Source organism: Geodermatophilaceae bacterium NBWT11, assembly GCA_014218215.1.
In the GTDB taxonomy this organism is placed as follows: domain Bacteria; phylum Actinomycetota; class Actinomycetes; order Mycobacteriales; family Geodermatophilaceae; genus Klenkia.
In genome coordinates, this window is sequence record CP043652.1 from 628,178 (window position 1) to 651,558 (window position 23,381).

The 23,381-nt window shown below is 71.9% G+C and carries 18 protein-coding genes, 2 rRNA genes and 1 pseudogene; 8 read left to right on the forward strand and 13 right to left on the reverse strand.

Features of this window, described 5'->3' with window-relative positions:
- Positions 1 to 44 precede the first annotated feature (44 nt).
- Positions 45 to 1,277, reverse strand: coding sequence for a DUF4032 domain-containing protein (locus F1C76_02950; GenBank protein QNG35694.1), 1,233 nt, complete (start codon positions 1,275 to 1,277; stop codon positions 45 to 47).
- Positions 1,278 to 1,347: 70 nt separating this feature from the next.
- On the reverse strand, positions 1,348 to 1,821 hold the full coding sequence (locus F1C76_02955) for a helix-turn-helix transcriptional regulator (protein ID QNG38970.1): 474 nt from the start codon (positions 1,819 to 1,821) through the stop codon (positions 1,348 to 1,350).
- A gap of 396 nt (positions 1,822 to 2,217) precedes the next feature.
- On the opposite strand from F1C76_02955, the gene F1C76_02960 reads away from it, so the two are divergent.
- The gene (locus F1C76_02960; protein ID QNG35695.1) at positions 2,218 to 3,219 is read left to right on the forward strand and encodes a glycoside hydrolase family 6 protein; all 1,002 of its coding nucleotides are present in this window, start codon (positions 2,218 to 2,220) and stop codon (positions 3,217 to 3,219) included.
- Here the strand turns inward: F1C76_02960 and F1C76_02965 are convergent.
- The 5 genes from F1C76_02965 to F1C76_02985 form a co-directional block, all read right to left on the reverse strand.
- Positions 3,216 to 3,575 (reverse strand): helix-turn-helix transcriptional regulator, encoded by a 360-nt coding sequence (locus F1C76_02965; GenBank protein QNG35696.1) that lies wholly within the window; start codon positions 3,573 to 3,575, stop codon positions 3,216 to 3,218. The genes F1C76_02960 and F1C76_02965 overlap by 4 nt on opposite strands.
- A gap of 161 nt (positions 3,576 to 3,736) precedes the next feature.
- Positions 3,737 to 4,201: a nicotinamide-nucleotide amidohydrolase family protein gene (locus F1C76_02970; protein QNG35697.1), complete on the reverse strand. Its 465-nt coding sequence runs from the start codon at positions 4,199 to 4,201 to the stop codon at positions 3,737 to 3,739.
- A complete protein-coding gene (gene pgsA, locus F1C76_02975) occupies positions 4,198 to 4,869 on the reverse strand; it encodes a CDP-diacylglycerol--glycerol-3-phosphate 3-phosphatidyltransferase (GenBank protein ID QNG35698.1) in 672 nt (223 codons plus the stop codon). The genes F1C76_02970 and pgsA overlap by 4 nt, the downstream gene beginning before the upstream one ends.
- Before the next feature lie 36 nt (positions 4,870 to 4,905).
- Positions 4,906 to 6,300 (reverse strand): MiaB/RimO family radical SAM methylthiotransferase, encoded by a 1,395-nt coding sequence (locus F1C76_02980; GenBank protein ID QNG38971.1) that lies wholly within the window; start codon positions 6,298 to 6,300, stop codon positions 4,906 to 4,908.
- Positions 6,301 to 6,382: 82 nt separating this feature from the next.
- Positions 6,383 to 8,971: a DNA translocase FtsK gene (locus F1C76_02985; protein ID QNG35699.1), complete on the reverse strand. Its 2,589-nt coding sequence runs from the start codon at positions 8,969 to 8,971 to the stop codon at positions 6,383 to 6,385.
- Between the two features lie 82 nt (positions 8,972 to 9,053).
- On the opposite strand from F1C76_02985, the gene F1C76_02990 reads away from it, so the two are divergent.
- Positions 9,054 to 11,003, forward strand: coding sequence for a S9 family peptidase (locus tag F1C76_02990; GenBank protein ID QNG35700.1), 1,950 nt, complete (start codon positions 9,054 to 9,056; stop codon positions 11,001 to 11,003).
- On the opposite strand, the gene F1C76_02995 is transcribed toward F1C76_02990, so the two are convergent.
- A complete protein-coding gene (locus tag F1C76_02995; GenBank protein QNG35701.1) occupies positions 10,993 to 12,684 on the reverse strand; it encodes a ribonuclease J in 1,692 nt (563 codons plus the stop codon). The two genes, F1C76_02990 and F1C76_02995, sit on opposite strands and share 11 nt — an antisense overlap.
- Positions 12,681 to 13,589 (reverse strand): 4-hydroxy-tetrahydrodipicolinate synthase, encoded by a 909-nt coding sequence (dapA, locus tag F1C76_03000; GenBank protein QNG35702.1) that lies wholly within the window; start codon positions 13,587 to 13,589, stop codon positions 12,681 to 12,683. Before dapA ends, F1C76_02995 begins: the two co-directional genes overlap by 4 nt.
- A gap of 61 nt (positions 13,590 to 13,650) precedes the next feature.
- Here dapA and F1C76_03005 point away from each other — a divergent pair, with 61 nt between their 5' ends.
- Positions 13,651 to 14,193 carry a hypothetical protein gene (locus F1C76_03005; protein QNG35703.1) on the forward strand — a complete coding sequence of 181 codons (543 nt, stop codon included), beginning with the start codon at positions 13,651 to 13,653 and terminating at the stop codon, positions 14,191 to 14,193.
- A 6-nt stretch (positions 14,194 to 14,199) separates the two neighbouring features.
- Here the strand turns inward: F1C76_03005 and F1C76_03010 are convergent, their stop codons facing one another.
- The gene (locus tag F1C76_03010; GenBank protein QNG35704.1) at positions 14,200 to 15,066 is read right to left on the reverse strand and encodes an FAD-dependent thymidylate synthase; all 867 of its coding nucleotides are present in this window, start codon (positions 15,064 to 15,066) and stop codon (positions 14,200 to 14,202) included.
- Positions 15,067 to 15,265: 199 nt separating this feature from the next.
- Here F1C76_03010 and F1C76_03015 point away from each other — a divergent pair, with 199 nt between their 5' ends.
- The 3 genes and pseudogenes from F1C76_03015 (at position 15,266) to F1C76_03025 (ending at position 17,041) form a co-directional block, all read left to right on the forward strand.
- Positions 15,266 to 15,772: a toxin-antitoxin system HicB family antitoxin gene (locus F1C76_03015; GenBank protein ID QNG35705.1), complete on the forward strand. Its 507-nt coding sequence runs from the start codon at positions 15,266 to 15,268 to the stop codon at positions 15,770 to 15,772.
- A gap of 15 nt (positions 15,773 to 15,787) precedes the next feature.
- On the forward strand, positions 15,788 to 16,591 hold the full coding sequence (locus F1C76_03020) for a DUF4097 domain-containing protein (GenBank protein ID QNG35706.1): 804 nt from the start codon (positions 15,788 to 15,790) through the stop codon (positions 16,589 to 16,591).
- A gap of 33 nt (positions 16,592 to 16,624) precedes the next feature.
- Positions 16,625 to 17,041: pseudogene (locus F1C76_03025) on the forward strand (DUF1232 domain-containing protein).
- On the opposite strand, the gene F1C76_03030 reads toward F1C76_03025, so the two are convergent.
- Positions 17,019 to 18,230 (reverse strand): winged helix-turn-helix domain-containing protein, encoded by a 1,212-nt coding sequence (locus F1C76_03030; protein QNG35707.1) that lies wholly within the window; start codon positions 18,228 to 18,230, stop codon positions 17,019 to 17,021. The pseudogene F1C76_03025 and the gene F1C76_03030 sit on opposite strands and share 23 nt — an antisense overlap.
- Before the next feature lie 53 nt (positions 18,231 to 18,283).
- Between F1C76_03030 and F1C76_03035 the strand changes: the two genes are divergently transcribed.
- Both F1C76_03035 and F1C76_03040 read left to right on the forward strand, forming a co-directional pair.
- Positions 18,284 to 18,859 carry a GNAT family N-acetyltransferase gene (locus tag F1C76_03035; GenBank protein ID QNG35708.1) on the forward strand — a complete coding sequence of 192 codons (576 nt, stop codon included), beginning with the start codon at positions 18,284 to 18,286 and terminating at the stop codon, positions 18,857 to 18,859.
- Positions 18,856 to 19,521, forward strand: a complete 666-nt coding sequence (locus F1C76_03040) for a DUF2461 domain-containing protein (GenBank protein QNG35709.1) — start codon at positions 18,856 to 18,858, stop codon at positions 19,519 to 19,521. The genes F1C76_03035 and F1C76_03040 overlap by 4 nt, the downstream gene beginning before the upstream one ends.
- 130 nt (positions 19,522 to 19,651) lie before the next feature.
- Here the strand turns inward: F1C76_03040 and rrf are convergent.
- Together rrf and F1C76_03050 are read right to left on the reverse strand one after the other, a co-directional pair.
- A 5S ribosomal RNA gene (gene rrf, locus F1C76_03045) occupies positions 19,652 to 19,768 on the reverse strand.
- A 117-nt stretch (positions 19,769 to 19,885) separates the two neighbouring features.
- Positions 19,886 to 23,029 (reverse strand): 23S ribosomal RNA (locus F1C76_03050).
- Positions 23,030 to 23,381: the final 352 nt, after the last annotated feature.

The window sequence follows — 23,381 nt, forward strand, 5'->3', positions numbered from 1 at the left end:
TCGCCGACCGTCCCGGACGGCGATGCCGATCGGCCCCCGGGGCGTCAGACCGGAGGGGCGGCGAGGACCGACGGGGTGGTCATGTCCGCCGGGGTCTTGGGGAGCTCGTGGTCCAGGTAGGAGCGCAGTGCCGCCGTCGTCCCGACGTCCACGCCGGCCTCCTCGGAGAGGAACCAGCGGTGCTCGAGCACCTCGTGGAAGACCTGGGCCGGGGCGAGCCGGCCGACCAGGTGCGGCGGGATGGCCTCGACCACGGGCAGGTAGACCTCGGCGATCCACCGGTGCCCGGCCACGGACTCCGGCACTGGTCGTCCCTCCTTCTGCTCCAGCCACGCCCGGTAGCTGCGCAGGTCGTTGAGCAGCCGGCGGGCCTGGTTCTCCTGCACCTCCAGCCCGGTCAGCCGGAACAGCTCGCGGCGGTTCTGGCCCGGCTCGGCGACCCGGGTCTGCACCCGGAGCCGGGCGCCCTCGGGGGTGTGCACCAGCTCGACCTCGCCGGCGTCGAAGCCCAGGTCGTTGATCCACTGCAGCCGCTCGGCCACCCGGTAGCGCTGCTCGTCGAGCCGGAAGACCTCCTCGCGGGTCACCGCGTCCCACAGCGCGGCGTACCGCTCGGGCAGCGCGTCGGCCACCTCGAGCGGGTCGATGTCCGGGGCCAGCAGACCGCCGAACTGCAGGTCCATCAGCTCGGCGCCGACCCGCTCGCGGGCCAGCTCCACGTCGTGCTCGCGCATCCGGGAGGACAGCTCGGGACGGCGCTCGGCGGTCTCGGCGTCGACCAGGTAGGCGGTCAGGCCGTCCCCGTCGGGCCGAAAGAGGGTGTTCGACAGCGAGCAGTCGCCCCAGAACACCCCCGCCAGGTGCAGCCGCACCAGCAGCACCACCTGGGTGTCCAGCAGCTGGGAGGTCGAGTGCTGGCTGCGCGGGCTGGAGAACAGGTGCCGGTAGGACATCGAGTACTCCAGGTACCGGGTCACCAGGATCGCCTCCTGCTCCCCCGGCCGGTCCACGCAGATGCCCAGCACCGACACCGAGGGCAGCCCCTCGGCCTCGAACTCCCCGAGCAGCGCGTACTCCCGCCGGGCCAGCGGCTCGGCGATCTCCTTCAGCGCGTAGACCCGGCCCTCGGTGGCCACGAAGCGCACCACGTGCCGCGAGATGCCCCGCTGGGGGACGTCGAGGAGCAGCGCGGGGTCCCACTCGGCCAGCGGTTCCCCCCACGGGAGGTGCAGCAGGGCCGCGGCCTCCGTGGCCGGCGGCCGGAACAGGTAGCGCATGGGCGGGACTCCGGGGTCGACGGGGCGGGTGCCGACGAATGTCCCACGGACCCCGGTCGGGTGGGAGCGGTCAGAGGGCGCGGTCCAGGGCGTCGGCCTGCCGGGCCCGGTCCAGGGTCGTCCCGGGGCGGCAGGCCAGGCCGACCAGCCAGCGCAGGACCAGCCCGGCACCGCCCCGGTCCAGCCGCAACGCCCCGGCCAACCGGTCGGTCAGCGCGTCGTCGTCCACCGCGCAGAGCAGCCGGGCCAGCAGCTCGGGCTCGGTCTCGGCGAGCCGGCGGAGCACCGCGTGGTCGGCGACCTCCTCGGCCAGCCCCACCAGCGCCCTGCCGCGGGGGCCGGCGGCGGCCAGCGCGGTGAGCCGGTCCAGCTCGGCCTCCAGCAGGGCGGCGGCGACGTCGTCCTTGGTGCGGAAGTGGTTGTAGAGGGTGGCCTTGGCGACGCCGGCCGCGGCGGCCACGTGCTGCATGGTCGCCCGGCGCAGGCCGTGCTCGGCGAACGCCACCGCGGCACCGGCGAGCAGGCCGCGCCGGGTGCGGCCCATGGCGTTGCCCGAGCGCGTGTGCGCACCGGCCTGGTGCTCGGGTCCGGCCGGGCGCAGCGGCGCCACCTCGGGACGGCGCAGCAGCGGCAGGCCCTCCAGCACGATGGTGCCGTGCGTCCCGGCGGGGACGTCGTCGACCACCGGCGCCGGGACCGCGCTGAGCGCGGGCGCCTCGGCGGTGGAGCGCGGGCTGTACCGGTCGGGCAGCGGGAGCGGATGCACACACACTGTGTCCCATCCCGCTCACACAGGGTCAAGGACATCCGGCCGTGCCGTGCGTCGTGTCGCGGCCACCCGACCGGGGTGTGTCACCCGCCGGGGTGGCGACGTCGGGCCGACGGCGACCTAGCGTGAGCGGGCTGGCCGGCACCGTCGCGCCACGGTGAGGAGGACCCCATGGTGCGCCGCGTGATCGTCGCCGTGCTGTCCCTCGCCCTGCTCGTGACCGGCTGGGTGCTCACCCGGCCCGACACCGCGCCCTTCGAGCTCCGCCAGCTCGCCGGCGGCGACGCCCCCACGCTGGGCCCCGGCGCGCGGCTGTTCGGCAACCCCGACGCCCAGGCCGTGCAGTGGGTCGCCGAGCACCCCGGGGACGGTCGCACGCCGGCGGTCCTCGCCGGGCTGGCCGACCGGCCGGTGGCCCGCTGGTTCACCGAGCCCACCGCCGAGGTCGGCGCCCAGGTGGACGCCTACGTCGACCAGGCCTCGATCACCGGCGCGACCCCGGTCGTGGTCGCCTACGCGATCCCCGACCGCGACTGCGGGCAGTACTCCTCCGGCGGCGCCGAGGACGCCGCGGCCTACCGCTCCTGGATCCGGTCGTTCGCCGAGGGCATCGGCACCCGGCGGGCGGTGGTCGTCCTGGAGCCGGACTCGCTGGTGCACTTCGACTGCCTGGACGACGAGCAGGTCGCCGAGCGCGAGGCCCTGCTGGCCGACGCCACCGCGGTGCTCGCCGACTCGGCTCCCCGGTCCGAGGTCTTCCTGGACGGCTCGGCCGCGAACTGGTCCATCGACGCCCACGAGCTGGCCGACCGGCTGGTGGCCTCCGGCATCGCCGATGCCGACGGCATCGCCCTGGGCGTCTCGGCCTACACCGACACCGACACCGCGGTGGCCTTCGGCCGGGAGACCGCCCGCGCGCTGGCCAGGGAGACGGGCCAGCAGCTGGACCTGGTCGTGGACACCAGCCGCAACGGCACCGGCACCCGGGACTGGTGCAACCCCGACGGCCAGCGGGTCGGCGCGCCGCCGACCACCGACCCCGGGCTCGGGGACGACGTGCTGGCCCTGCTGTGGATCAAGCCGCCCGGGGAGTCCGACGGCGACTGCGGGATCGGCGCGGGCACGGTCTCGGGCCAGTTCGATCCGGACCTCGCCGTCCGGCTGGTGGGCTAGGCAGCCAGCGCGACGGCGCCGCGACGGCGGGCGGTGCGCGGGGCGTCGGCACCGACGAGCGCCAGGGCCGGCTCTGCCACCGGGGCCTCGGGCGCGGGGGCGACCGGGCGCAGCTGGTCGCCGTCGGCGTGCCGCAGCTCCTGGCTCACCTGGGCGAGCAGGTCGGCGAGCCCGACGTCGAGGGCGTCGCAGATCGAGGCCAGCAGCTCGGAGGAGGCCTCCTTCTGCCCGCGCTCGACCTCCGAGAGGTACCCGAGGCTGACCCGGGCCGCGCCGGAGACGTCGCGCAGGGTGCGGCGCTGGCTCAGCCGGTGGCCGCGCAGTGTGTCGCCGAGCTGGGTGCGCAGCAGCGTCATGGCCGTCTCCTGTCTGGTCGTGCACGACGGCTCCGCAGGAGGTGGGACCCCCTGGTCGCCGTGCACCCACGGTACGCGGATGCACCCCCGCCGACCTGCCGGCCGGGACGTCGTCCGCTCCTGGCGTAACGCCGTGGGCAGGGGGGGACGTTCCCTCCCGGTCAGCCCAGACGGGTGAGCAGGAGACGCAGGGCAGCCTCGACCGTGCCGGTGCGCACTGCGGCCCGGTCACCGGTGAGCGCGAGCCGCTCGACCGTCGTCCCGTCGGGCCCGGCCAGGCCCACGAACACCGTGCCGGGCGGATGCTCGTCGACCGGGTCGGGGCCGGCAGCCCCGGTGAGGCCCACGCCCCACGTCGCGCCGCACCGGTCGGCGATGCCCTCGGCCAGGGCGGCCGCGGTCTCCGGGGCCACCGGGCCGACCCGGGCGAGCAGGTCGGGGTCCACCCCGGCGAGGGTGGCCTTCAGGTCGGTCGCGTAGACCACCGCTCCCCCGCGCAGCACCGCGCTGGCACCGGGCACCCCGGCCAGGGTGGCGCAGAACAGGCCGGCGGTCAGCGACTCGGCGGCAGCGACGCTCTCCCCGCGCCGGGCCAGGGCGGCCAGGACGTCCTCGGCTGCGCTCACGCGGCCCGGTCGGTACGGCGTTCGCCGGGCGGACCGCCCGCGGCGGCCCGGCGCGCGGCGGCGGCCTTCATCGCCCGGGCACTCGTGCGGCGCAGCCGCAGCGCCCGCACCACGTAGTCGAACCCGGTGACCAGGGTGAGCACCAGCGCGACGCCCATGAACCACCAGCGCACCGAGGCGAGCACCCCGGTCAGCGGCATGAGGTAGAGCCCGATGGCCAGCGCCTGGACGACGGTCTTGGCCTTGCCGCCCCGACTGGAGGCGATGACGCCGTGCCGGATCACCCAGAACCGCAGCAGGGTGACCCCCAGCTCGCGGACGAGGATCGCCAGGGTCACCCACCAGGGCAGCAGCCCCAGCGCCGAGAGCCCGATGAGCGCGGTGCCGGTCAGCGCCTTGTCCGCGATCGGGTCGGCGAGCTTGCCGAACTCGGTGACCTGGTTGCGCTTGCGGGCGATCATCCCGTCGTACCGGTCGGTGATGATCGCGACGGCGAAGAACAGCGTCGCCCACCAGCGCTGCCCGTCGTCCATGCCGCTGTTGGCCAGCAGCAGCCAGGCGAAGAGCGGGACGACGGCCAGCCGCAGCACGGTGAGCGCGTTGGGCAGGTTCACCAGCTGCGCCGAGGACGACGGCGTCGCAGCGGGGTCGGGGACCACGCTGCTCATCGTGGCCCCTGGTGGGTGCGGCCGCTGGTCATCGGATCAGCGACCGGCGACCACGGGCACGAGGCAGGCGGCGACCAGGTCGACGCCCTCGGTGTCGGTGACCCGGGCGGTGACGACCTGGCCGGCGACCGCGTCGACGGGCACCCCGGTGACGGTGGTGGTGCCGTCGGCGTCGGGGTCCTGGTGGGCGGCGTGCCCGGTCCAGGTGCGTGGGTCGCCCACGGTGGTCAGCGCCTCGGTGAGCAGCACCTCGACGGTCTCGCCGATCCGCTCCTCGGCCCGCTGGCTGGTGAGCTCCTCGACCAGGTCGGTGATGCGGCGGACCCGGGCGTCGACCTCGTGCTGGGGCAGGTGGCCGTCCAGCCGGGCGCCCTCGGTGCCGTCCTCGTCGGAGTAGCCGAACACCCCGACGGCGTCCAGCCGCGCGGCGGTGAGGAAGCGCTCGAGCTCGGCGACGTCGTCCTCGGTCTCGCCGGGGAACCCGAGGATGACGTTGGTGCGGAACCCGGCGGTCGGGGCGATGGCCCGGGCCCGGTCGACCAGGGCGAGGAAGTCCTCGGTGCCGCCGAAGCGACGCATCCGGCGCAGCAGGGTCGGCGAGCTGTGCTGGAAGGACAGGTCGAAGTAGGGCGCGATGCCCGGGGTGCCGGCGATGACCTCGAGCAGGCCGGGGCGGAGCTCGGCGGGCTGCAGGTAGGCCACCCGCACGCGCACCAGGCCCTCGATGGCAGCCAGCTCGGGGAGCAGCTTCTCCAGCGTGCGCAGGTCGCCGAGGTCCTTGCCGTAGGAGGTCGAGTTCTCGCTGACCAGCACCAGCTCGGTGACGCCCTGTCCGGCCAGCCAGTGCGCCTCGCCGAGCACCTCGGCCACCGGACGGGAGACGAAGGCCCCGCGGAAGGTGGGGATGGCGCAGAAGGCGCAGCGCCGGTCGCAGCCGCTGGCCAGCTTCAGCGCCGCCGACGGGCCGCTGGTCAGCCGGGTGCGCTTGAGCCAGTCGTGGCCGGGGATGGCCGGGGAGGTCGGCGCGACCGCGGCGCGGGTGCGGTCGGCGGGGCTGATCGGCAGCAGGGTGCGCCGGTCGCGCGGGGTGTGCGGGACCAGCGGGCGGCCGGCGAGGACGTCGTCGAGCCGGTCGCCGATGGCGGTGTAGTCGTCGAAGCCCAGCACCGTGGCCTCGGGCAGCGCCCCGGCCAGCTCGCTGCCGTAGCGCTCGGCCATGCAGCCGACCGCCACGACCTGCGCACCGTGCCCGCCGGCCTCGAGGATCGCGTCGACGGAGTCCTTCTTGGCGGTCTCGATGAACCCGCAGGTGTTGACCAGGACGGCGTCGGCGTCCTGCGCGTCGGCGACCAGTTCGTAGCCGTCGGCGGCCAGCCGGCCGGCCAGCTCCTCCGAGTCGACCTCGTTGCGGGCGCAGCCGAGGGTCACCATGGCGACCCGGCGCGCACCGGTCGGGAGGTCGGACAGGGGGAGAGCAGGCGGAGCAGTCACCACGACAGCGTATGCGCCCCTGTCATCCCTCTCCCCCGCCGCCGCGGAGCAGGAACAACGTGCCGTCGAGCTCGTCGGGCTTGAGCAGCACGTCCCGGGCCTTGGAGCCCTCCGACGGACCGACGATCCCGCGGCTCTCCATGAGGTCCATCAGGCGTCCGGCCTTGGCGAACCCGACCCGCAGCTTGCGCTGCAGCATGGACGTGGAGCCGAATTGGCTGGTGACCACGAGCTCGACGGCCTGGACCAGCAGCTCGAGGTCACCCCCGATGTCCTCGTCGATCTCCTTCTGCTCGCCGCCGGCCTTCTCGACGACCTCCTGGCGGTAGTCGGGCTCGGCCTGCCGCTTGGTGAACTCGACGACCGCCTCGATCTCGGAGTCCGAGACGTAGGCGCCCTGCACGCGGATCGGCTTGCCGGCCCCGATCGGCAGGAACAGGGCGTCGCCCATGCCGATCAGCTTCTCCGCGCCGGGCTGGTCGAGGATGACCCGGCTGTCGGTGAGGCTGGAGGTGGAGAAGGCCAGCCGGGAGGGCACGTTGGCCTTGATCAGCCCGGTGACGACGTCGACCGAGGGCCGCTGGGTGGCGAGCACCAGGTGGATGCCGGCCGCACGGGCCTTCTGGGTGATCCGGACGATCGACTCCTCGACGTCGCGGGGGGCGACCATCATCAGGTCGGCGAGCTCGTCGACGATCGCCAGGATGTAGGGGTAGGGCCGGTAGACCCGCTCGGACCCGGGCGGGGCGGCGATCTCCCCTCGCTCGACCTTCTTGTTGAAGTCGTCGATGTGCCGCACCCCGGTGGCCCGCATGTCCTGGTACCGCTGCTCCATCTCCTCGACCAGCCAGGCCAGCGCGGTGGCGGCCTTCTTCGGGTCGGTGATGATCGGCGTGATCAGGTGCGGGATGCCGTCGTAGGGCGTGAGCTCGACCATCTTGGGGTCGATCAGGATCATCCGCAGCTGGTCGGGCGTGGCCCGCAGCAGCAGCGAGGTCAGCAGCGAGTTGATGCAGGAGGACTTGCCGGCACCGGTCGCACCGGCGACCAGCAGGTGCGGCATCTTCGCAAGGTTCGCGCAGACGAACCCGCCCTCGATGTCCTTGCCCAGGCCGACCAGCATCGGGTGCGGGTCCTGCTTGGCGGCGCCCGAGCGCATGACGTCGCCGAGGCTGACGGTCTCCCGGTCGGTGTTGGGCACCTCGATGCCCACGGCGGACTTGCCGGGGATCGGGGCCAGGATGCGGATGTTGTCGTTGGCGACGGCGTAGGCCAGGTTGCGGGTCAGCGCGGTGATCTTCTCGACCTTGACCGCCGGGCCCAGCTCCACCTCGTAGCGGGTGACGGTCGGGCCGCGGGTGAACCCGGTGACGGCGGCGTCGACGTTGAACTGCTCGAGGACGCCGGTGATCGCCTCGATGGCGACGTCGTTGGACTTCGACCGCGCCCGCGGCGGGGTGCCCGCGCGCAGGGTGTTCAGCGAGGGCAGCACGTAGTCGCCCTCGACCGGCTCGATGGCCAGCTGCTCGGTCTCACCGGCGGGCACCGGCTCGAGCTCGACGGGCTTGAGCGTGCGGTCCACGACGGGGGGACGACGCAGCGCGGTGGTGGCCGCGGGGGCCACGGCGACCGCGTCGGCGGCGTCGTCCAGCGCCCCGGTGTCGATGACGCCGGTGTCCTGGGTGCCGTCGTCGCGCAGCGCGTCGAGCGCGGCCTTGGCGCGGCTGCGCCGGGTGCGGGGGGTGGGCTCGGGGGCGAAGGCGTCCAGGACGTCGTCGTCCTCGTACTCCTCGTCGTCGTACTCCTCGTCCTCGTCCTCGTCGTCCGCACGGCCGGTGACCCGGTCGAGGAACCCGCGCAGCCGCTCGGGCACCTGGTGCACCGGGGTGGCGGTGACCACGAGCAGGCCGAAGAAGGCGGCGAGGACGAAGAGCGCGATGCCCACGATGCTGCCCACGCCGGCGCCCACCGGCTGGCCGACCAGCCACCCGAGCATGCCACCGCCGGCCGCGCGGCCGGCCTCGTCGGTGGGCGAGCCGGTGGCCAGGTGGGTGATGCCGAGGACGGCGACGACGATGCACGCCCAGCCGATGACCAGCCGGCCGCGGGCCTCGGGGCGCGGGCCGTGGCGCAGCAGCCGGACCGCGGTGAGCAGCAGGACGACGGGCAGCAGCAGGGTGAGCACGCCGAAGGCCCAGCGGAAGGCCCCGGCGATGGTGGAGCCGACGGGGCCGACGTCGCCGATCCAGGCGGTGACGCCCAGCACGATGGCCAGGCCGAGCACGGCCAGGCCGATCCCGTCGCGGCGGTGCTCGGGGGCCAGCGGCTCGGCCTCCTCCGGGCGGGCGACCGAGCGGGCCAGGCCGCCGGCGCCGCGGGCCAGCAACGACCAGGTGCCGCTGGCGGCCGACCAGATGCCGGCACCGACCGACCGGCGCTGCTTGGCGGCCGGACGCCGGGCGGCGGTGGTCGAGCCACCGCGCTTGGCGGGGGCCCGCTTGGCCGCTGTCTTCGCCGGCGCCTTCTTCTTGGCCGCCGTGGTGGCCGGCCGGCTGCGCGAGGAACCGCCGGCCGCCGGCCGTCGGCTCGGTGTCGTCGCGCGCGCAGGCATGTGCCGACGGTAAGCGCCGGACTGGTGCTCGTGGGGCAGGCGGGACAGCGTGTCTGTCGGTGCCGGTGGCTACGGTCGCTGCATGCAGACGCTCCCGTTCGGCAGCTGGCCCACCCCGATCACCTCCGAGCAGGTGGTCGCCACCGCGGCCCGGCTGGGTGAGGTGGCCGTGGCGCCCGACGGGGTGTGGTGGGCCGAGGCCCGGGCGACCGAGGGCGGGCGCACCGTCCTGGTGCACCGCTCCCCCGACGGGACGACGACCGACCTGCTGCCCACCCCCTGGAACGCCCGCACCCGGGTGCACGAGTACGGCGGCGGTTCGTGGGCCGTCGCCGACGGGCAGGTGTTCTTCACCGACTTCGGTGACCAGCGGCTGTACCGGGTCGTCCCGGGCGGGGAGCCCGAGGCGCTCACGGCCGAGCCCGAGCTCCCCGCCGGGGTGCGGTTCGCCGACCTGAGCGTGACCCCGGACGGGGCCGTGCTGTGCGTCCGGGAGACCCACACCGCCTCCGGGGACTCCGCCGAGGTGGTCCACGAGGTCGTCGCCGTGGCCCCCGACGGGGAGCAGACCGTGCTGGTCACCGGCCCGGACTTCGTCTCCGACCCGCGACGGGGGCCCGACGGGTCGCTGTGCTGGTTGCAGTGGCAGCACCCGGACATGCCGTGGGACGCCGCCGAGCTCGTCGTCCGCTCCCCCGGCGGGGTCGAGACCGTCGTCGCGGGCGGTCGCTCGGGCACGCGCCCGGAGTCGGTGGTGCAGCCGTCCTGGGCCGCCGACGGCTCGTTGCTGTTCTTCGCCGACCGCACCGACACCTGGTCGCTGTTCCGCTGGCGCGGCACCGGGCCCGAGCTGGTGCTCGACCCGGGCTCGGACATGGCCGGCCCGCAGTGGGTCTTCGGCGCCAGCCGGTACGCCGAGCTCCCCGACGGCCGGCTGGTGGTGGCCTACGGCCGCGACGGCGCCGGCCGGCTCGCGGTGCTCGAGCCCGGCGGCCCCCGCGAGCTGGAGACCCGGTACGCCTCCTTCGCCCAGCTCCGCGCCGACGGCACCGGGGTCGTCTGCGTCGCGGGCGGGCCCACCACGAAGGCCGTCGTCGCCCGGGTGGACGTCGACTCCGGCGAGGTCACCGAGCTGCGCCCCGCGCCCCAGGACGTCGACGCGGCCTGGTTCTCCCGGCCCCGGCACGTCACCTTCCCCAGCACCACGATCGGCGGCACGTCGCAGGCGCACGCGCTGGTCTACCCGCCGACCAACCCCGAGGTCGCCGGCCCCGACGGCGAGCTGCCCCCGCTGGTCGTCGTGGTGCACGGCGGGCCGACGGCCGCGGCGTCCCCGGTGCTGACCCTGGGCGTGCAGTACTGGACCTCCCGGGGGTTCGCCGTCGCCGACGTCGACTACCGCGGCTCCACCGGCTACGGCCGGGTCTACCGGGACGCGCTGCAGGGCAGCTGGGGCATCGCCGACCTGGACGACGTGGCCGCCGTCGTGGCGTACCTGTCCTCGTCCGACGCCCCGGCGCAGCTGCGGGTCGACCCCGCCCGCGCGGTGATCCGCGGCGGTTCGGCCGGCGGGTACACGACGCTGGCCGCGCTCACCTTCCGGCCGGGGGTGTTCGCCGCCGGGGCCAGCCACTACGGGGTCGCCGACCTCGCCGCGCTGGCCGCCGACACGCACTCCTTCGAGTCGCGCTACCTCGACGGGCTCATCGCGCCCTGGCCTTCGGGGGAGGCGGTCTACACCGCGCGCTCCCCCATCCACCACGTCGACGCCCTCGACACCCCGCTGGCGGTGTTCCAGGGCGACGAGGACCGGATCGTCCCGCCCGAGCAGGCCGAGGTGATGGTGGCCGCCCTGAGCGAGAAGGGCGTCCCGCACGCCTACCTGCTCTTCCCCGGCGAGCAGCACGGGTTCCGCAAGGCGGAGAACATCCGTGCCTCGCTGGACGGCGAGCTGTCCTTCTACGCCCAGGTGCTCGGCTTCGAGCTGCCCGAGTCCGAGGGGATCACGCCCATCGCCGTCGTCACACGGTGATGACGGTGGGCACGATCATCGGCTTGCGGCGGTGGGTCTGGGCCACCCAGGTGCCCAGGGTGCGCCGCACGACCTGGGACAGCCTGTGCGTGTCGACCGGCCCGTCGGCGGTGGCCCGGGCGAGGGCCTCGGTGACGAGGGCCAGGGCAGGGTCGAAGACCGCCGGGTCGTCGGCGAACCCACGGGTGGTGAGCCGCAGGGGGGCCCCGATCGTGCCGGTGGAGGGCTCGACGACGACGGTGACCGCGACGAAGCCCTCCTCGCCCAGGATCCGGCGGGCGGCCAGGGTGTCCTCGCCGACGAGCCCCTCGACCTTGCCGTCGACGTAGACGTCGCCGATCGGCACCCGCCCGACCATCGTGGCGACGCCGTCGACCAGGTCGACCACGATGCCGTCCTCGGCGAGCAGCACCTGCTCCGGGCGCAGGCCCACCGACGTGGCGATGGCGCCGTGCGCGCGCAGGTGCCGCCACTCGCCGTGCACCGGGAGCAGGTGCCGGGGGCGGGCGACCTGCAGCAGGGTCCGCAGCTCCCCGGCCGGGGCGTGCCCGGAGACGTGCACCCGGGCGGTCTCCTTGTGCACCACGGTGGCGCCGAGCCGGGTCAGGCCGTTGATGACGGCGTAGACGGCGGTCTCGTTCCCGGGCACGAGCGAGCTGGCCAGCACCACGGTGTCCCCGGCGGTGATGGTGACCTGCTTGTGCTCGCCGCGGGCCATCCGGCCCAGCGCGCTGAGCGGCTCGCCCTGCGACCCGGTGCTGACGAGCACGACCTGGTGTGCCGGCATGGTCACCGCCTCGTCGACGCTGACCAGCAGCCCGGGCTCGACGTGCAGGAGGCCCAGCTCCTGGGCCAGGCCCATGTTCTTGACCATCGACCGGCCGGCGAGGGCGACCTTGCGACCGTGCGCGACGGCGGCGTCCAGGACCTGCTGGATGCGGTGCACGTGGCTGGCGAAGCTGGAGACGATCAACCGCTGGTCGGCGGCGGCGAAGACGGCGTCCAGGACCGGTCCGATGGTGCGCTCGCTGGTGACGAACCCGGGCACCTCGGCGTTGGTGGAGTCGCTGAGCAGCAGGTCGATGCCGGCGGCGCCGAGCCGGGCGAACGCGGCGAGGTCGGTGACCTTCCCGTCCAGCGGCAGCTGGTCCATCTTGAAGTCCCCGGTGTGCACCAGCGTGCCGGCCGGGGTGTGCACCGCCACGGCCAGTGCGTCGGGGATCGAGTGGTTGACGCAGACGAACTCGGTGTCGAAGGGCCCTGCCCGGTGGTGGTCGCCCGCGGCGACCTCGACGAGCACCGGGTCGATCCGGTGCTCGGCCAGCTTCGCCGCGACCAGGGCCAGGGTGAACCGCGACCCGACGACCGGGATGTCGGCCCGCAGGCGGAGCAGGTACGGCACCGCCCCGATGTGGTCCTCGTGCCCGTGGGTGAGGACGACGGCCTCGATGTCGTCCAACCGGTCGGCGAGGTGGGTGAAGTCCGGGAGGACGACGTCCACCCCGGGTTGGTGCGCCTCGGGGAACAGCACCCCGCAGTCGATCACCAGCAGCCGACCGCCGAACTCCAGCACCGCGCAGTTGCGCCCGATCTCGCCCAGGCCACCGAGCGGGAGGACCCGCAGGGCGCCGTCGGGGACCGGCGGCGGTGGGCCGAGCGTCAGGTGCGGCTGGGCGGTCACAGCTCGATGCCGCCGGCGGCGAGGTCGCGGCGCAGCCGGGCCACCTCGTCGTCGGTGGCGTCGACCAGCGGCGGGCGGACCGGCCCGGACGGCAGGCCCTGCAGCTTCAGGGCGGCCTTGACCAGGATCGCGGCCTGCGTGCGGAACAGCCCGTCGTAGACCGGCAGCATCCCGGTGTTCAGCTCCCGGGCGCGGGCCAGGTCACCGGCCTCGACCGCGGTGATCATGTCGGCCAGCCGCGGGCCGACCAGGTGTCCCACCACGCTGACCACGCCGACCGCGCCCAGCGACAGGAGCGGGAGGGTGAGCGCGTCCTCGCCGGAGTAGTAGGAGAGGTCGGTGCGGGCCAGCGTCCACGCCACCGCCGAGAAGTCGCCCTTGGCGTCCTTCACCGCGACGATCCGCGGGTGCTCGGCGGCCCGGACCAGGGTCTCCACCTCGATCGGCACCACCGAGCGGGGCGGGATGTCGTAGAGCATCACGGGCAGGTCGGTCGCGTCGGCGATCGCGGTGAAGTGCCGGAGCAGGCCCGACTGCGGGGGCTTGTTGTAGTACGGCGTCACGGCCATCAGCGCGTGCGCGCCCAGCCGCGCTGCGTCCCGGGCCTTCTGGATGGAGTGCGCGGTGTCGTTGGTGCCCACGCCGGCGACCACGGTGGCGCGGTCGCCGACGGCGTCCAGGACGACCTCCAGCAGCGAGCGCTGCTCGGCGTCCGAGACCGTCGGGGACTCCCCCGTCGTGCCGTTGACCACCAGGCCGTCGTGCCGGCAGCGGTCGACGAGGTGGGTCGCCAGCTCCTGGGCGCCGGCCAGGTCGACCGACCCGTCCTCGGTGAAGGGGGTGACCATGGCCGTGAGCAGTCGACCGAAGGGCCGCCGGGGGTCACTGGCGACGGGTGCAGGCATGACCGCCAACCTACCGAGCGCTCCCGGCCCCGCACCGCGGACGTACCGGCATCATGCGGGCGTGACCTCCGCTGCCGCCCCCGACGTCGAGCCGCTCCGCCGTCCCCTGCTGATCACCGGCCCGCCCGCCGCCGGCGCGAGCTCGGTCGCCGCCGCCCTGGTGGCGTCCCGGCCGCTGTGCGCCCTCGTCGAGGTGGCCGACCTGCGGGGCCTGGTCCGCTCCGGGGCGGTCGACCCGTGGCGCCCGGGAGCCGGGGAGGGACAGCACCGGCTGGCCGCCGTGCAGGCCGGTCTGCTGGCCTCCTCGTTCGTCGCCGCCGGCGTGGAGGTGGTGCTCTGCGACGTCGTGCGGCCGGTGGTGGCCGAGGTCTACCGGACAGCGGTCGCCGACCCGTTCGTCGTTGCGTTGCGACTGCCGCTGGAGGTCGCCCGTGGGCGGGCGGCCGGCAGCACGCTCAGCGCCGTCGAGTTCGACGCCCTGCACGCCGAGGCCGCGCTGGTGCCGGCCGACGCCGAGGTCGACGCCACCGCCGACCTGCCGGCGGTGGTCGCCGCGGTGCAGGCGCTGTGGGCCGCCGCCGGGACGGCGACCCCGAGCCGGTGAGCCCGCTCAGCCCTCGCTGACGTACGGGCTCGCGGCGACCTCGCTGCCGTCAGCCAGCGTGCTGATCCGGAAGTCCTCGAACACGTTGCCGGCCACCCGCTGCAGCTCGCGCAGGCACATCACGGCCAGCTCACGGATCTCCACGTCGGCGTGCTCGCTGGCCCGCATGGCCACGAAGTGCCGCCACGCGCGGTAGTTGCCGGTGACGACGATGCGCGTCTCGGTCGCGTTGGGCAGCACGGCCCGGGCGGCCTGCCGGGCCTGCTTGCGGCGCAGGGTGGCGTTGGGGACGTCGGCGAACCGCTTCTCCAGGCCCTCGAGGAGGTCGGTGTAGGCCTTCAGCGAGGCGTCCGCGGCATCGGTGAACAGCTGGTGGAGCGCCGGGTCGTCGGCGATCACGCCGGGCTCGACGAACGCGGCGTCCCGCTCGGGGACGTAGCGCTGGGAGAGCTGGCTGTAGGAGAAGTGCCGGTGCCGGATCAGCTCGTGGGTCAGCGAGCGCGAGACGCCGGTCAGGTACATCGACACCGTGCCGTGCTCGAGCACGGACAGGTGCCCGACCTCGAGGATGTGGCGCAGGTACCCGGCGTTGGTCGCAGTGGCCGGGTTGGGCTTGGTCCAGGACTGGTAGCAGGCGCGGCCGGCGAACTCGGCGAGGGCCTGACCGCCGTCCACGTCGGTCTCCCACGGCACGTCGGCCGGCGGGGTGAACTGCGTCTGCGCGACGACCTGGACCTTCAGCGGGGCGAATGCGGGCACGGGAGTGGACCCTACGGCGACCGCGCCGACACTTCGAGCGTGCTCGGCGTGACGTGTCCCGCCCCGAGGGTCCGACAGCACGATCCGACCGCGTGACGCTGGACATGACGTCATTATGGTGTCATGGTGACGTCATACAGAACTGGACGTACGTCGAGGAACTACGCAGCCAGCTCGGCCGCCGGCGCAGCGGGCCGCGGCAGGAGGCGGCCCACGACCGGGACGTGGCACGGCTGCTGTCCCCGTGGCGACGGCATCATCGACCGCCGGGCTCCCGGCTCACCTGACCGGGGGCCTCCGGCAGGATCGGCACATGGACCTGAACACCCACGTCGAGGCGCTGCGCGCGCACCTGCTGAGGACGGCCGCGGCCGGTACCGAGCAGACCCAGCAGGCGGCCAGGCTGCTGGCCGACACCCTCGAGCCGGCCGTCCGACTGACGGTCACCGACGCCTTGGCCACGATGGCCGCCGAGATCACTGCGGCCTGGGACAGCGGCACCGTCGACATCCTGATCCGCGGTCGGGACCCCGAGGTGGTCGTCACCCCGGCGCCCGTCACCACCGCGTCCCCGGACGCATCCGCTCCGACCAGCGAGCCTGCGGAGGACCCCGACGACCCGACCGCCGGCCAGGTGGCCCGGATCAGCCTCCGGCTGCCCGAGGCGCTCAAGACGCGCGCCGAGGCCGCTGCGACCACCGCAGGGGTCTCGCTGAACACCTGGCTGGTGCGTGCCGTCACGACCGGGCTGCAGGCACCCCCCACCGACACCGCTCGACACGGGCTCCCCCGCCGGATGACCGGCTTCGCCCGCAGCTGACCCCAGGAGGTCCTCGTGCCCGTCCGCCAGCACACCTCGCCCGTTCTCGACGGCGTGCCGCTCGTCGAGGTGCGCAACCCCGCCGGGTCGCTGACCGTGGAGTCCGTCGCCGGGGCCACCGAGCTGCAGACCACGGTGGAGCCGCTGAACCCGCCTGCCGCCGAGCTCCTGGGCCGGGTGACCCTCGAGTACACCGACACGTCCGGCCCGCGGCTGTTGGTCGGGGTGCCCGAACGCGGACTGCTGGCCACCGCCCGGTTCGCCGTCACCGTCCGGACCCCCGAGGGCACCGCGGTCCAGGCCCACACCGCATCGGCCGACGTCGTCCTGCGCGGCCGACTCGGGTCGGTGACCGTGTCCAGCGCCAGCGGCGACGTCGCGGTCGAGGGCTGCACCGGGCTCGAGGTCAAGGGCGCGAGCGGGGGGGTCCGCGCCGGTCGGGTGGACGGCGACGTCCGGGTCGCGACCGCCTCGGGCGACGTCCGGGTGGACGACGCCGGGGGGTCCGTCGACCTGCGCACCGCCTCGGGCGACCTGGTGGTCGGGCACGCGGGGGGCGACGTCACGGCCGTCACCGCTTCCGGGGACGTGTCGGTCGCCCGGGCCACCGCCGGCACGGTGCAGCTGCGCACGGTGTCCGGGGACGCCACCATCGGCGTCGCCCCCGGCCTGCGGCTGTGGCTGGACCTGCAGAGCATCACCGGCAGGTTGGACTCCCAGCTGGACACCGACACCGGCTCCCCGGACGGCGACCCGGCCACGCTGAGCCTGGAGCTCCGGTCGGTGTCCGGGGACCTGCGGCTGCGCCGGTCGACGTGACCCCCGGGGCCGCGGTGCCCTCATGATGTGCCGGTGACCGGTTGGCAGACCGCCCTGCTCGTGATCGCCGGCCCGCTGGCCCTCTGGCTGGTGGGAGTGGCCGTGCTGTGGCTGCGCCGCCCGGACGACCTCACGGTCCGCGACGCCGTCCGGCTGGTCCCCGACGCCGTGCGACTGGTGCGCCGGCTCGCTGCGGACCCGACCCTCCCCCGGGGTGTCCGGGTGCGCCTGTGGCTGCTGCTGGGCTAACTGCTGTCGCCGATCGACCTGGTGCCCGACGTGGTCCCGGTCCTGGGGTACGCCGACGACGTCGTGGTGGTCGCGTGGGCGCTGTGGTCGGTGGTCCGGCGGGCCGGCGTCGACGCGGTGGACCGGCACTGGCCGGGGTCGCCGGCGGGTCTGGTCGTGGTGCACCGGCTGGCCGGGGTCAGCCGCCCACGGCACGGGTGAGCTCGGGGGCCAGGTCGCCCCGCCCGGCGACGACGACGTCCTCGAGCTCCAGCCAGTCGGCCATCAGCCGGAGCTCGGCCGCCAGCTCGTCGGCCACGAGTCCGGGTGCGGGGTGGTGCTCCTCGACGTGCGCGGCCTGCACCCGGAGCACCCCGGCCTGCCGGTCGGCCTTGAGGTCCACCCGCCCGACCAGCTCGTCGCCGAGCAGGAACGGCAGCACGTAGTAGCCGTGCACCCGCTGCGCGGCCGGCGTGTAGATCTCCAGCCGGTAGCGGAAGCCGAACAGCCGCTCGACCCGCGGCCGCTCCCAGACGAGAGAGTCGAAGGGCGACAGCAGCGCCCGGGCCCGGGCCCACCGCGGCCGCCGGGCGGCGGGGTCCAGCCAGGCAGGACGCCCCCAGCCCTCGACCTCCACCGGGATCAGCTCCCCGCCCTCGGTCAGCTCGGCGATCGCCGTCCGCGTCTCGACCGGGCTCAGCCGGACGTAGTCCCGCAGGTCGGTCTCGGTGGCCACGCCCATCGCCCGGGACGCCGTCCGCACCAGCTCACGGATCGCGTCGGGCCGGTCGGGGGTGGGCGCTCGGAGCACCGCGGCGGGGAGCACCCGCTCGGGCAGGTCGTAGACGCGTTCGAAGCCGGCGGTGCGTGACCGCGCGGTCAGCTGCCCGGTGAAGAACAGGTACTCCAGTGCGGCCTTGCCCGGGTGCCAGTTCCACATCTGGCCCGGGGTCTTCGGCCGTTCTCCGCCGAGCTCCCCGGCGCGCAGCGGTCCGTCGGTACGCACCCGCTCGAGCAGCTCGGCCACCAGTCGCGGCTGTTCCCGGGCCACCCGGGTCATCGACCCCCAGGCCTCCTGCTCCGCGGCAGCCATCCGCCAGCGCAGGAACGGGTGCAGGCGCACCGGCAGGTAGGAGGCCTCGTGCGCCCAGTACTCGAACACGTCGTGCCGGCGGCCGTGCAGGCCGTCGAGCAGCGCGCGGTCGTAGGGGCCCAGCCTGCTGAACAGCGGCAGGTAGTGGCTGCGGGAGACCACGTTGACCGAGTCGATCTGGACCACGGCCAACCGATCGACCGTCGTCCGCAGGGCGCGGGTGCCGGCCACCGCCGTGGGCCGGGCGTCTGCCAGCCCCTGGGCCGCCAGCGCGATGCGTCGGGCCAGTGGGGCAGGGAGACGATCGAGCGGGGGCACGGACTCGATCCTGCCCGCTGGGTGGGACGGACGCCCCGGCCTAGGGTGAGGGGGTGCAGCTGACGGGTCGAGCCGAGTCTGCCGTCCGCCCCGCCCGTCCGGCCGACGCCCCGGCGATCGCGCACGTCCAGCTGGTCACCTGGCGCACCGCCTACCGGTCCCTGCTGCCCACGGAGGTCCTGGACACCTGGGACGAGACCGCCGCGGCGGAGAGCTGGACGCAGGCCATCACGTCCCCGCCCACACCCGGTCACGGCCTGCTGGTCGCCACCGAGGGGCCCGAACAGGTGGGCTACCTGGCCTACGGACCCGCCGAGCTCGCCGAGGACGAGACGTCCTCACCCGAGGGCCCGACCACCGAGGTGGCTGCCCTGGTGGTCGAGCCACGCTGGGGCCGCCGCGGCCACGGCAGCCGGCTCCTCGCCGCCGCGGTCGACCTCCTGCTGCCCACCGGCGTCCGGCGCCTGCAGCAGTGGGTGCCCGAGACCGACGAGGTGACCGCGGGTTTCCTGGAGTCCGCGGGGTGGGCAGCAGACGGCTGGGCCCGCACGCTCGACACGGGCACCTCCACCATCCGCGAGCACCGCTGGCACGTGCTGCTCGACCCCACCCAGGAGACCGACGCGTGAGCTTCACCGGCTTCCCCGACGAGGGCCTCGTCTTCTACGAGGGCCTCGAGGCCGACAACAGCAAGTCCTACTGGACCGAGCACAAGGCCGCCTACGACGAGCACGTCAAGGCACCCATGCAGGCGCTGGTCGAGGAGCTGGCGGCCGAGTTCGGCGCGACCAAGCTCTTCCGCCCGTACCGCGACGTCCGCTTCAGCAAGGACAAGACGCCCTACAAGACCCACCAGGGCGCCGTGCTGCACCCCGAGGGTGCCGGCACCGGTGCCTGGTACGTCGAGGTGTCCGCGGACGGACTGGCCGCCCGAGGGGGCAGCTGGCGCATGCAGCCCGACCAGGTCGAGCGCTACCGCCGCGCGGTGGACGACGACCTCCCCGGTGGACAACTCGAACAGCTCGTTGCCAAGATCCGCCGGTCAGGCCTGTCCGTGGACGGGGAACAGCTCAAGCGCGCACCCCGCGGCTACGACCCGGACCACCCCAGGATCGAGCTGTTGCGTCACAAGAGCATCCACGGCGGCCGGCACTGGACCCCGGAGGACTGGCTGGACAGCCGCGAGGTCCTCGACCGGGTCCGGGAGACCTGGCGCGCACTCAAGCCCCTGAACGACTGGCTCGCCGACAACGTCGGCGCCACCACGGCCCCACCCGACCGCCGCCGCTGACCCCCGATGTGCAAGAAGCGCCTTTCTCGTCAGGAGTCCTGACGAGAAAGGCGCTTCTTGCATTACAGGGGTACCACAGAACGCCGAAACGGGGCCACAGCCGTAGCTGTGACCCCGTGTCGGGAATGATGTCCGGCGGCGTCCTACTCTCCCACCCAGTCCCCCGGGCAGTACCATCGGCGCTGAGAGGCTTAGCTTCCGGGTGCGGAATGAGACCGGGCGTTTCCCTCTCGCCATGACCGCCGTAACGCTGTGAAAGTCTCCACCCACACCCCCGGTCAAGAAGGGTGGGGCGGTGGAACGATGGGTTCCGCACTTTCAGAACCGCACAGTGGACGCGAGACAGTAGTTATTCAATGCAAGGTGTGTTGGTCAAGCCCTCGGCCTATTAGTACCGGTCAGCTCCACACATTGCTGTGCTTCCACTTCCGGCCTATCAACCCGCTGGTCTGGGCGGGGGCCTTACCCGGTTGACCCGGTGAGAGACCTCATCTCGAAGCGAGCTTCCCGCTTAGATGCTTTCAGCGGTTATCCCTGCCGAACGTAGCCAACCAGCAGTGCTCCTGGCGGAACAACTGGCACACCAGAGGTTCGTCCGTCCCGGTCCTCTCGTACTAGGGACAGCTCTTCTCAAGTCTCTTACGCGCACGGCGGATAGGGACCGAACTGTCTCACGACGTTCTAAACCCAGCTCGCGTGCCGCTTTAATGGGCGAACAGCCCAACCCTTGGGACCTACTCCAGCCCCAGGATGCGACGAGCCGACATCGAGGTGCCAAACCATCCCGTCGATATGGACTCTTGGGGAAGATCAGCCTGTTATCCCCGGGGTACCTTTTATCCGTTGAGCGACACCGCTTCCACATGCCGGTGCCGGGTCACTAGTCCCAGCTTTCGCTCCTGCTCGACCCGTCGGTCTCACAGTCAAGCTCCCTTGTGCACTTGCACTCAACACCTGATTGCCAACCAGGCTGAGGGAACCTTTGGGCGCCTCCGTTACATTTTGGGAGGCAACCGCCCCAGTTAAACTACCCACCTGACACTGTCCCTGATCCGGATCACGGACCGAGGTTAGACATCCAATTCGACCAGAGTGGTATTTCAACGACGACTCCACGAACACTGGCGTGCCCGCTTCACAGTCTCCCACCTATCCTACACAAACCGAACCGAACACCAATATCAAGCTGTAGTGAAGGTCCCGGGGTCTTTCCGTCCTGCCGCGCGTAACGAGCATCTTTACTCGTAGTGCAATTTCGCCGAGCCTGTGGTTGAGACAGCTGAGAAGTCGTTACGCCATTCGTGCAGGTCGGAACTTACCCGACAAGGAATTTCGCTACCTTAGGATGGTTATAGTTACCACCGCCGTTTACTGGCGCTTGAGTTCTGAGCTTCGCCGTAAAGCTAACCCGTCCCCTTAACGTTCCAGCACCGGGCAGGCGTCAGTCCGTATACATCGTCTTTCGACTTCGCACGGACCTGTGTTTTTAGTAAACAGTCGCTTCTCACTGGTCTCTGCGGCCACCACCTGCTGCCCCGAGCTAGTCGGTTCACAGACAATGGCCCCCCTTCTCCCGAAGTTACGGGGGCATTTTGCCGAGTTCCTTAACCACAGTTCGCTCGATCGCCTTGGTATTCTCTACCTGACCACCTGAGTTGGTTTGGGGTACGGGCCGCTCAGAGCTCGCTAGAGGCTTTTCTCGGCAGCATAGGATCATCCAATTCGCCTCATTCGGCTATGCGTCAGGTCTCACCCTGTGTGTTCGACGGATTTGCCTATCGAACGGGCCACACCCTTGCACCGGTACTACCACTCACCGGTAGGACTACCTTCCTGCGTCACCCCATCGCTTGCCTACTACCAGTCCGGGTCCCACGTTCCACCCACACGCGACTCCCCCGAAGGGAAGCCATCACGGGGCTTCAGGTGGTTAGCATCGCTGAGCTCAGCATGGACGCTCTTTCGCGGGTACGGGAATATCAACCCGTTGTCCATCGACTACGCCTGTCGGCCTCGCCTTAGGTCCCGACTCACCCTGGGCGGATTAGCCTGGCCCAGGAACCCTTGGTCATCCGGCGGGGGAGTTTCTCACTCCCCTTTCGCTACTCATGCCTGCATTCTCACTCGTGTGGCGTCCACGGCTGGATCACTCCGCCGCTTCCACCGCCACACGACGCTCCCCTACCCATCCACACACCTGGCCCAACGACCTTGATCGAAAGGCAGGCTATTGCATGAATGCCAAAGCTTCGGCGGTGTGCTTGAGCCCCGCTACATTGTCGGCGCGGAATCACTTGACCAGTGAGCTATTACGCACTCTTTCAAGGGTGGCTGCTTCTAAGCCAACCTCCTGGTTGTCTCTGCGACTCCACATCCTTTTCCACTTAGCACACGCTTAGGGGCCTTAGCTGTTGATCTGGGCTGTTTCCCTCTCGACTACGAACCTTATCGCCCGCAGTCTCACTGCCACGCTCTCACTTACCGGCATTCGGAGTTTGGTTGATTTCAGTAACCTTGTGGGGCCCCTAGACCATCCAGTGCTCTACCTCCGGCAAGAAACACGTGACGCTGCACCTAAATGCATTTCGGGGAGAACCAGCTATCACCGAGTTTGATTGGCCTTTTACCCCTACCCACAGCTCATCCCCTCCATTTTCAACTGAAGTGGGTTCGGTCCTCCACGCGGTCTTACCCGCGCTTCAACCTGGCCATGGGTAGATCACTCGGCTTCGGGTCTAGAGCACGCGACTCAAACGCCCTGTTCGGACTCGCTTTCGCTACGGCTACCCCACACGGGTTAACCTCGCCACGTACCGCTAACTCGCAGGCTCATTCTTCAAAAGGCACGCAGTCACCCCCACGTCCGAAAACGCATAAGGCTCCCACGGCTTGTAGGCACACGGTTTCAGGTACTATTTCACTCCCCTCCCGGGGTACTTTTCACCTTTCCCTCACGGTACTTGTCCGCTATCGGTCACCAGGGAGTATTTAGGCTTAGCGGGTGGTCCCGCCAGATTCACACCGGATTTCACGGGCCCGGTGCTACTTGGGATGGGTTCAAGAGAGAGTGCGCGTTTTCGTGTACGGGGCTCTCACCCTCTATGGCGACCCCTTCCAGAGGCCTTCCACTAACAACACACTTTTCTGACTCTCCAGACCTTCGGCAGAAGATCTAAGAACGTCCCACGACCCCAACCACACAACGCCTGCCGGCTGTCACATGTGACTGGTTTAGCCTCATCCGCTTTCGCTCGCCACTACTCACGGAATCACGGTTGTTTTCTCTTCCTGTGGGTACTGAGATGTTTCACTTCCCCACGTTCCCTCCACTCGCCCTATGTGTTCAGGCGAGGGTCACACCACATGACTGGTGCGGGGTTCCCCCATTCGGAAATCCTCGGATCAACGCTCGGTTGACAGCTCCCCGAGGCTTATCGCAGCCTCCTACGTCCTTCATCGGCTCCTGGTGCCAAGGCATCCACCGTGTGCCCTTACTAACTTGAACACACACAAACCCACACCTCGGCCATCCACACCCACCACCCGAAGGCGATACGTGCTTCACGGTCACGGTGCAGGAGTCATTGTTTCCTACAAGATGCTCGCGTCCACTGTGCAGTTCTCAAAGTACGGAGAGTCGACCAACCCGACACCGCCACCAGACCCGACCCGAAGGCCGGCGATGTGACAGATGGTTGGTCCCCCACGAGATCGCCTCCCCCCCGCCTACCGGCGCAGGGTCCGCTCCCTCAGGACCCAACAGCGTGCCTACGACCTCCGACCGCCACCATCGCCGTTCCCACCCGCAAGCGGGCTGTACTAGGAGCCGATGACCATCATCAACCGAACTGGTCAGTGTT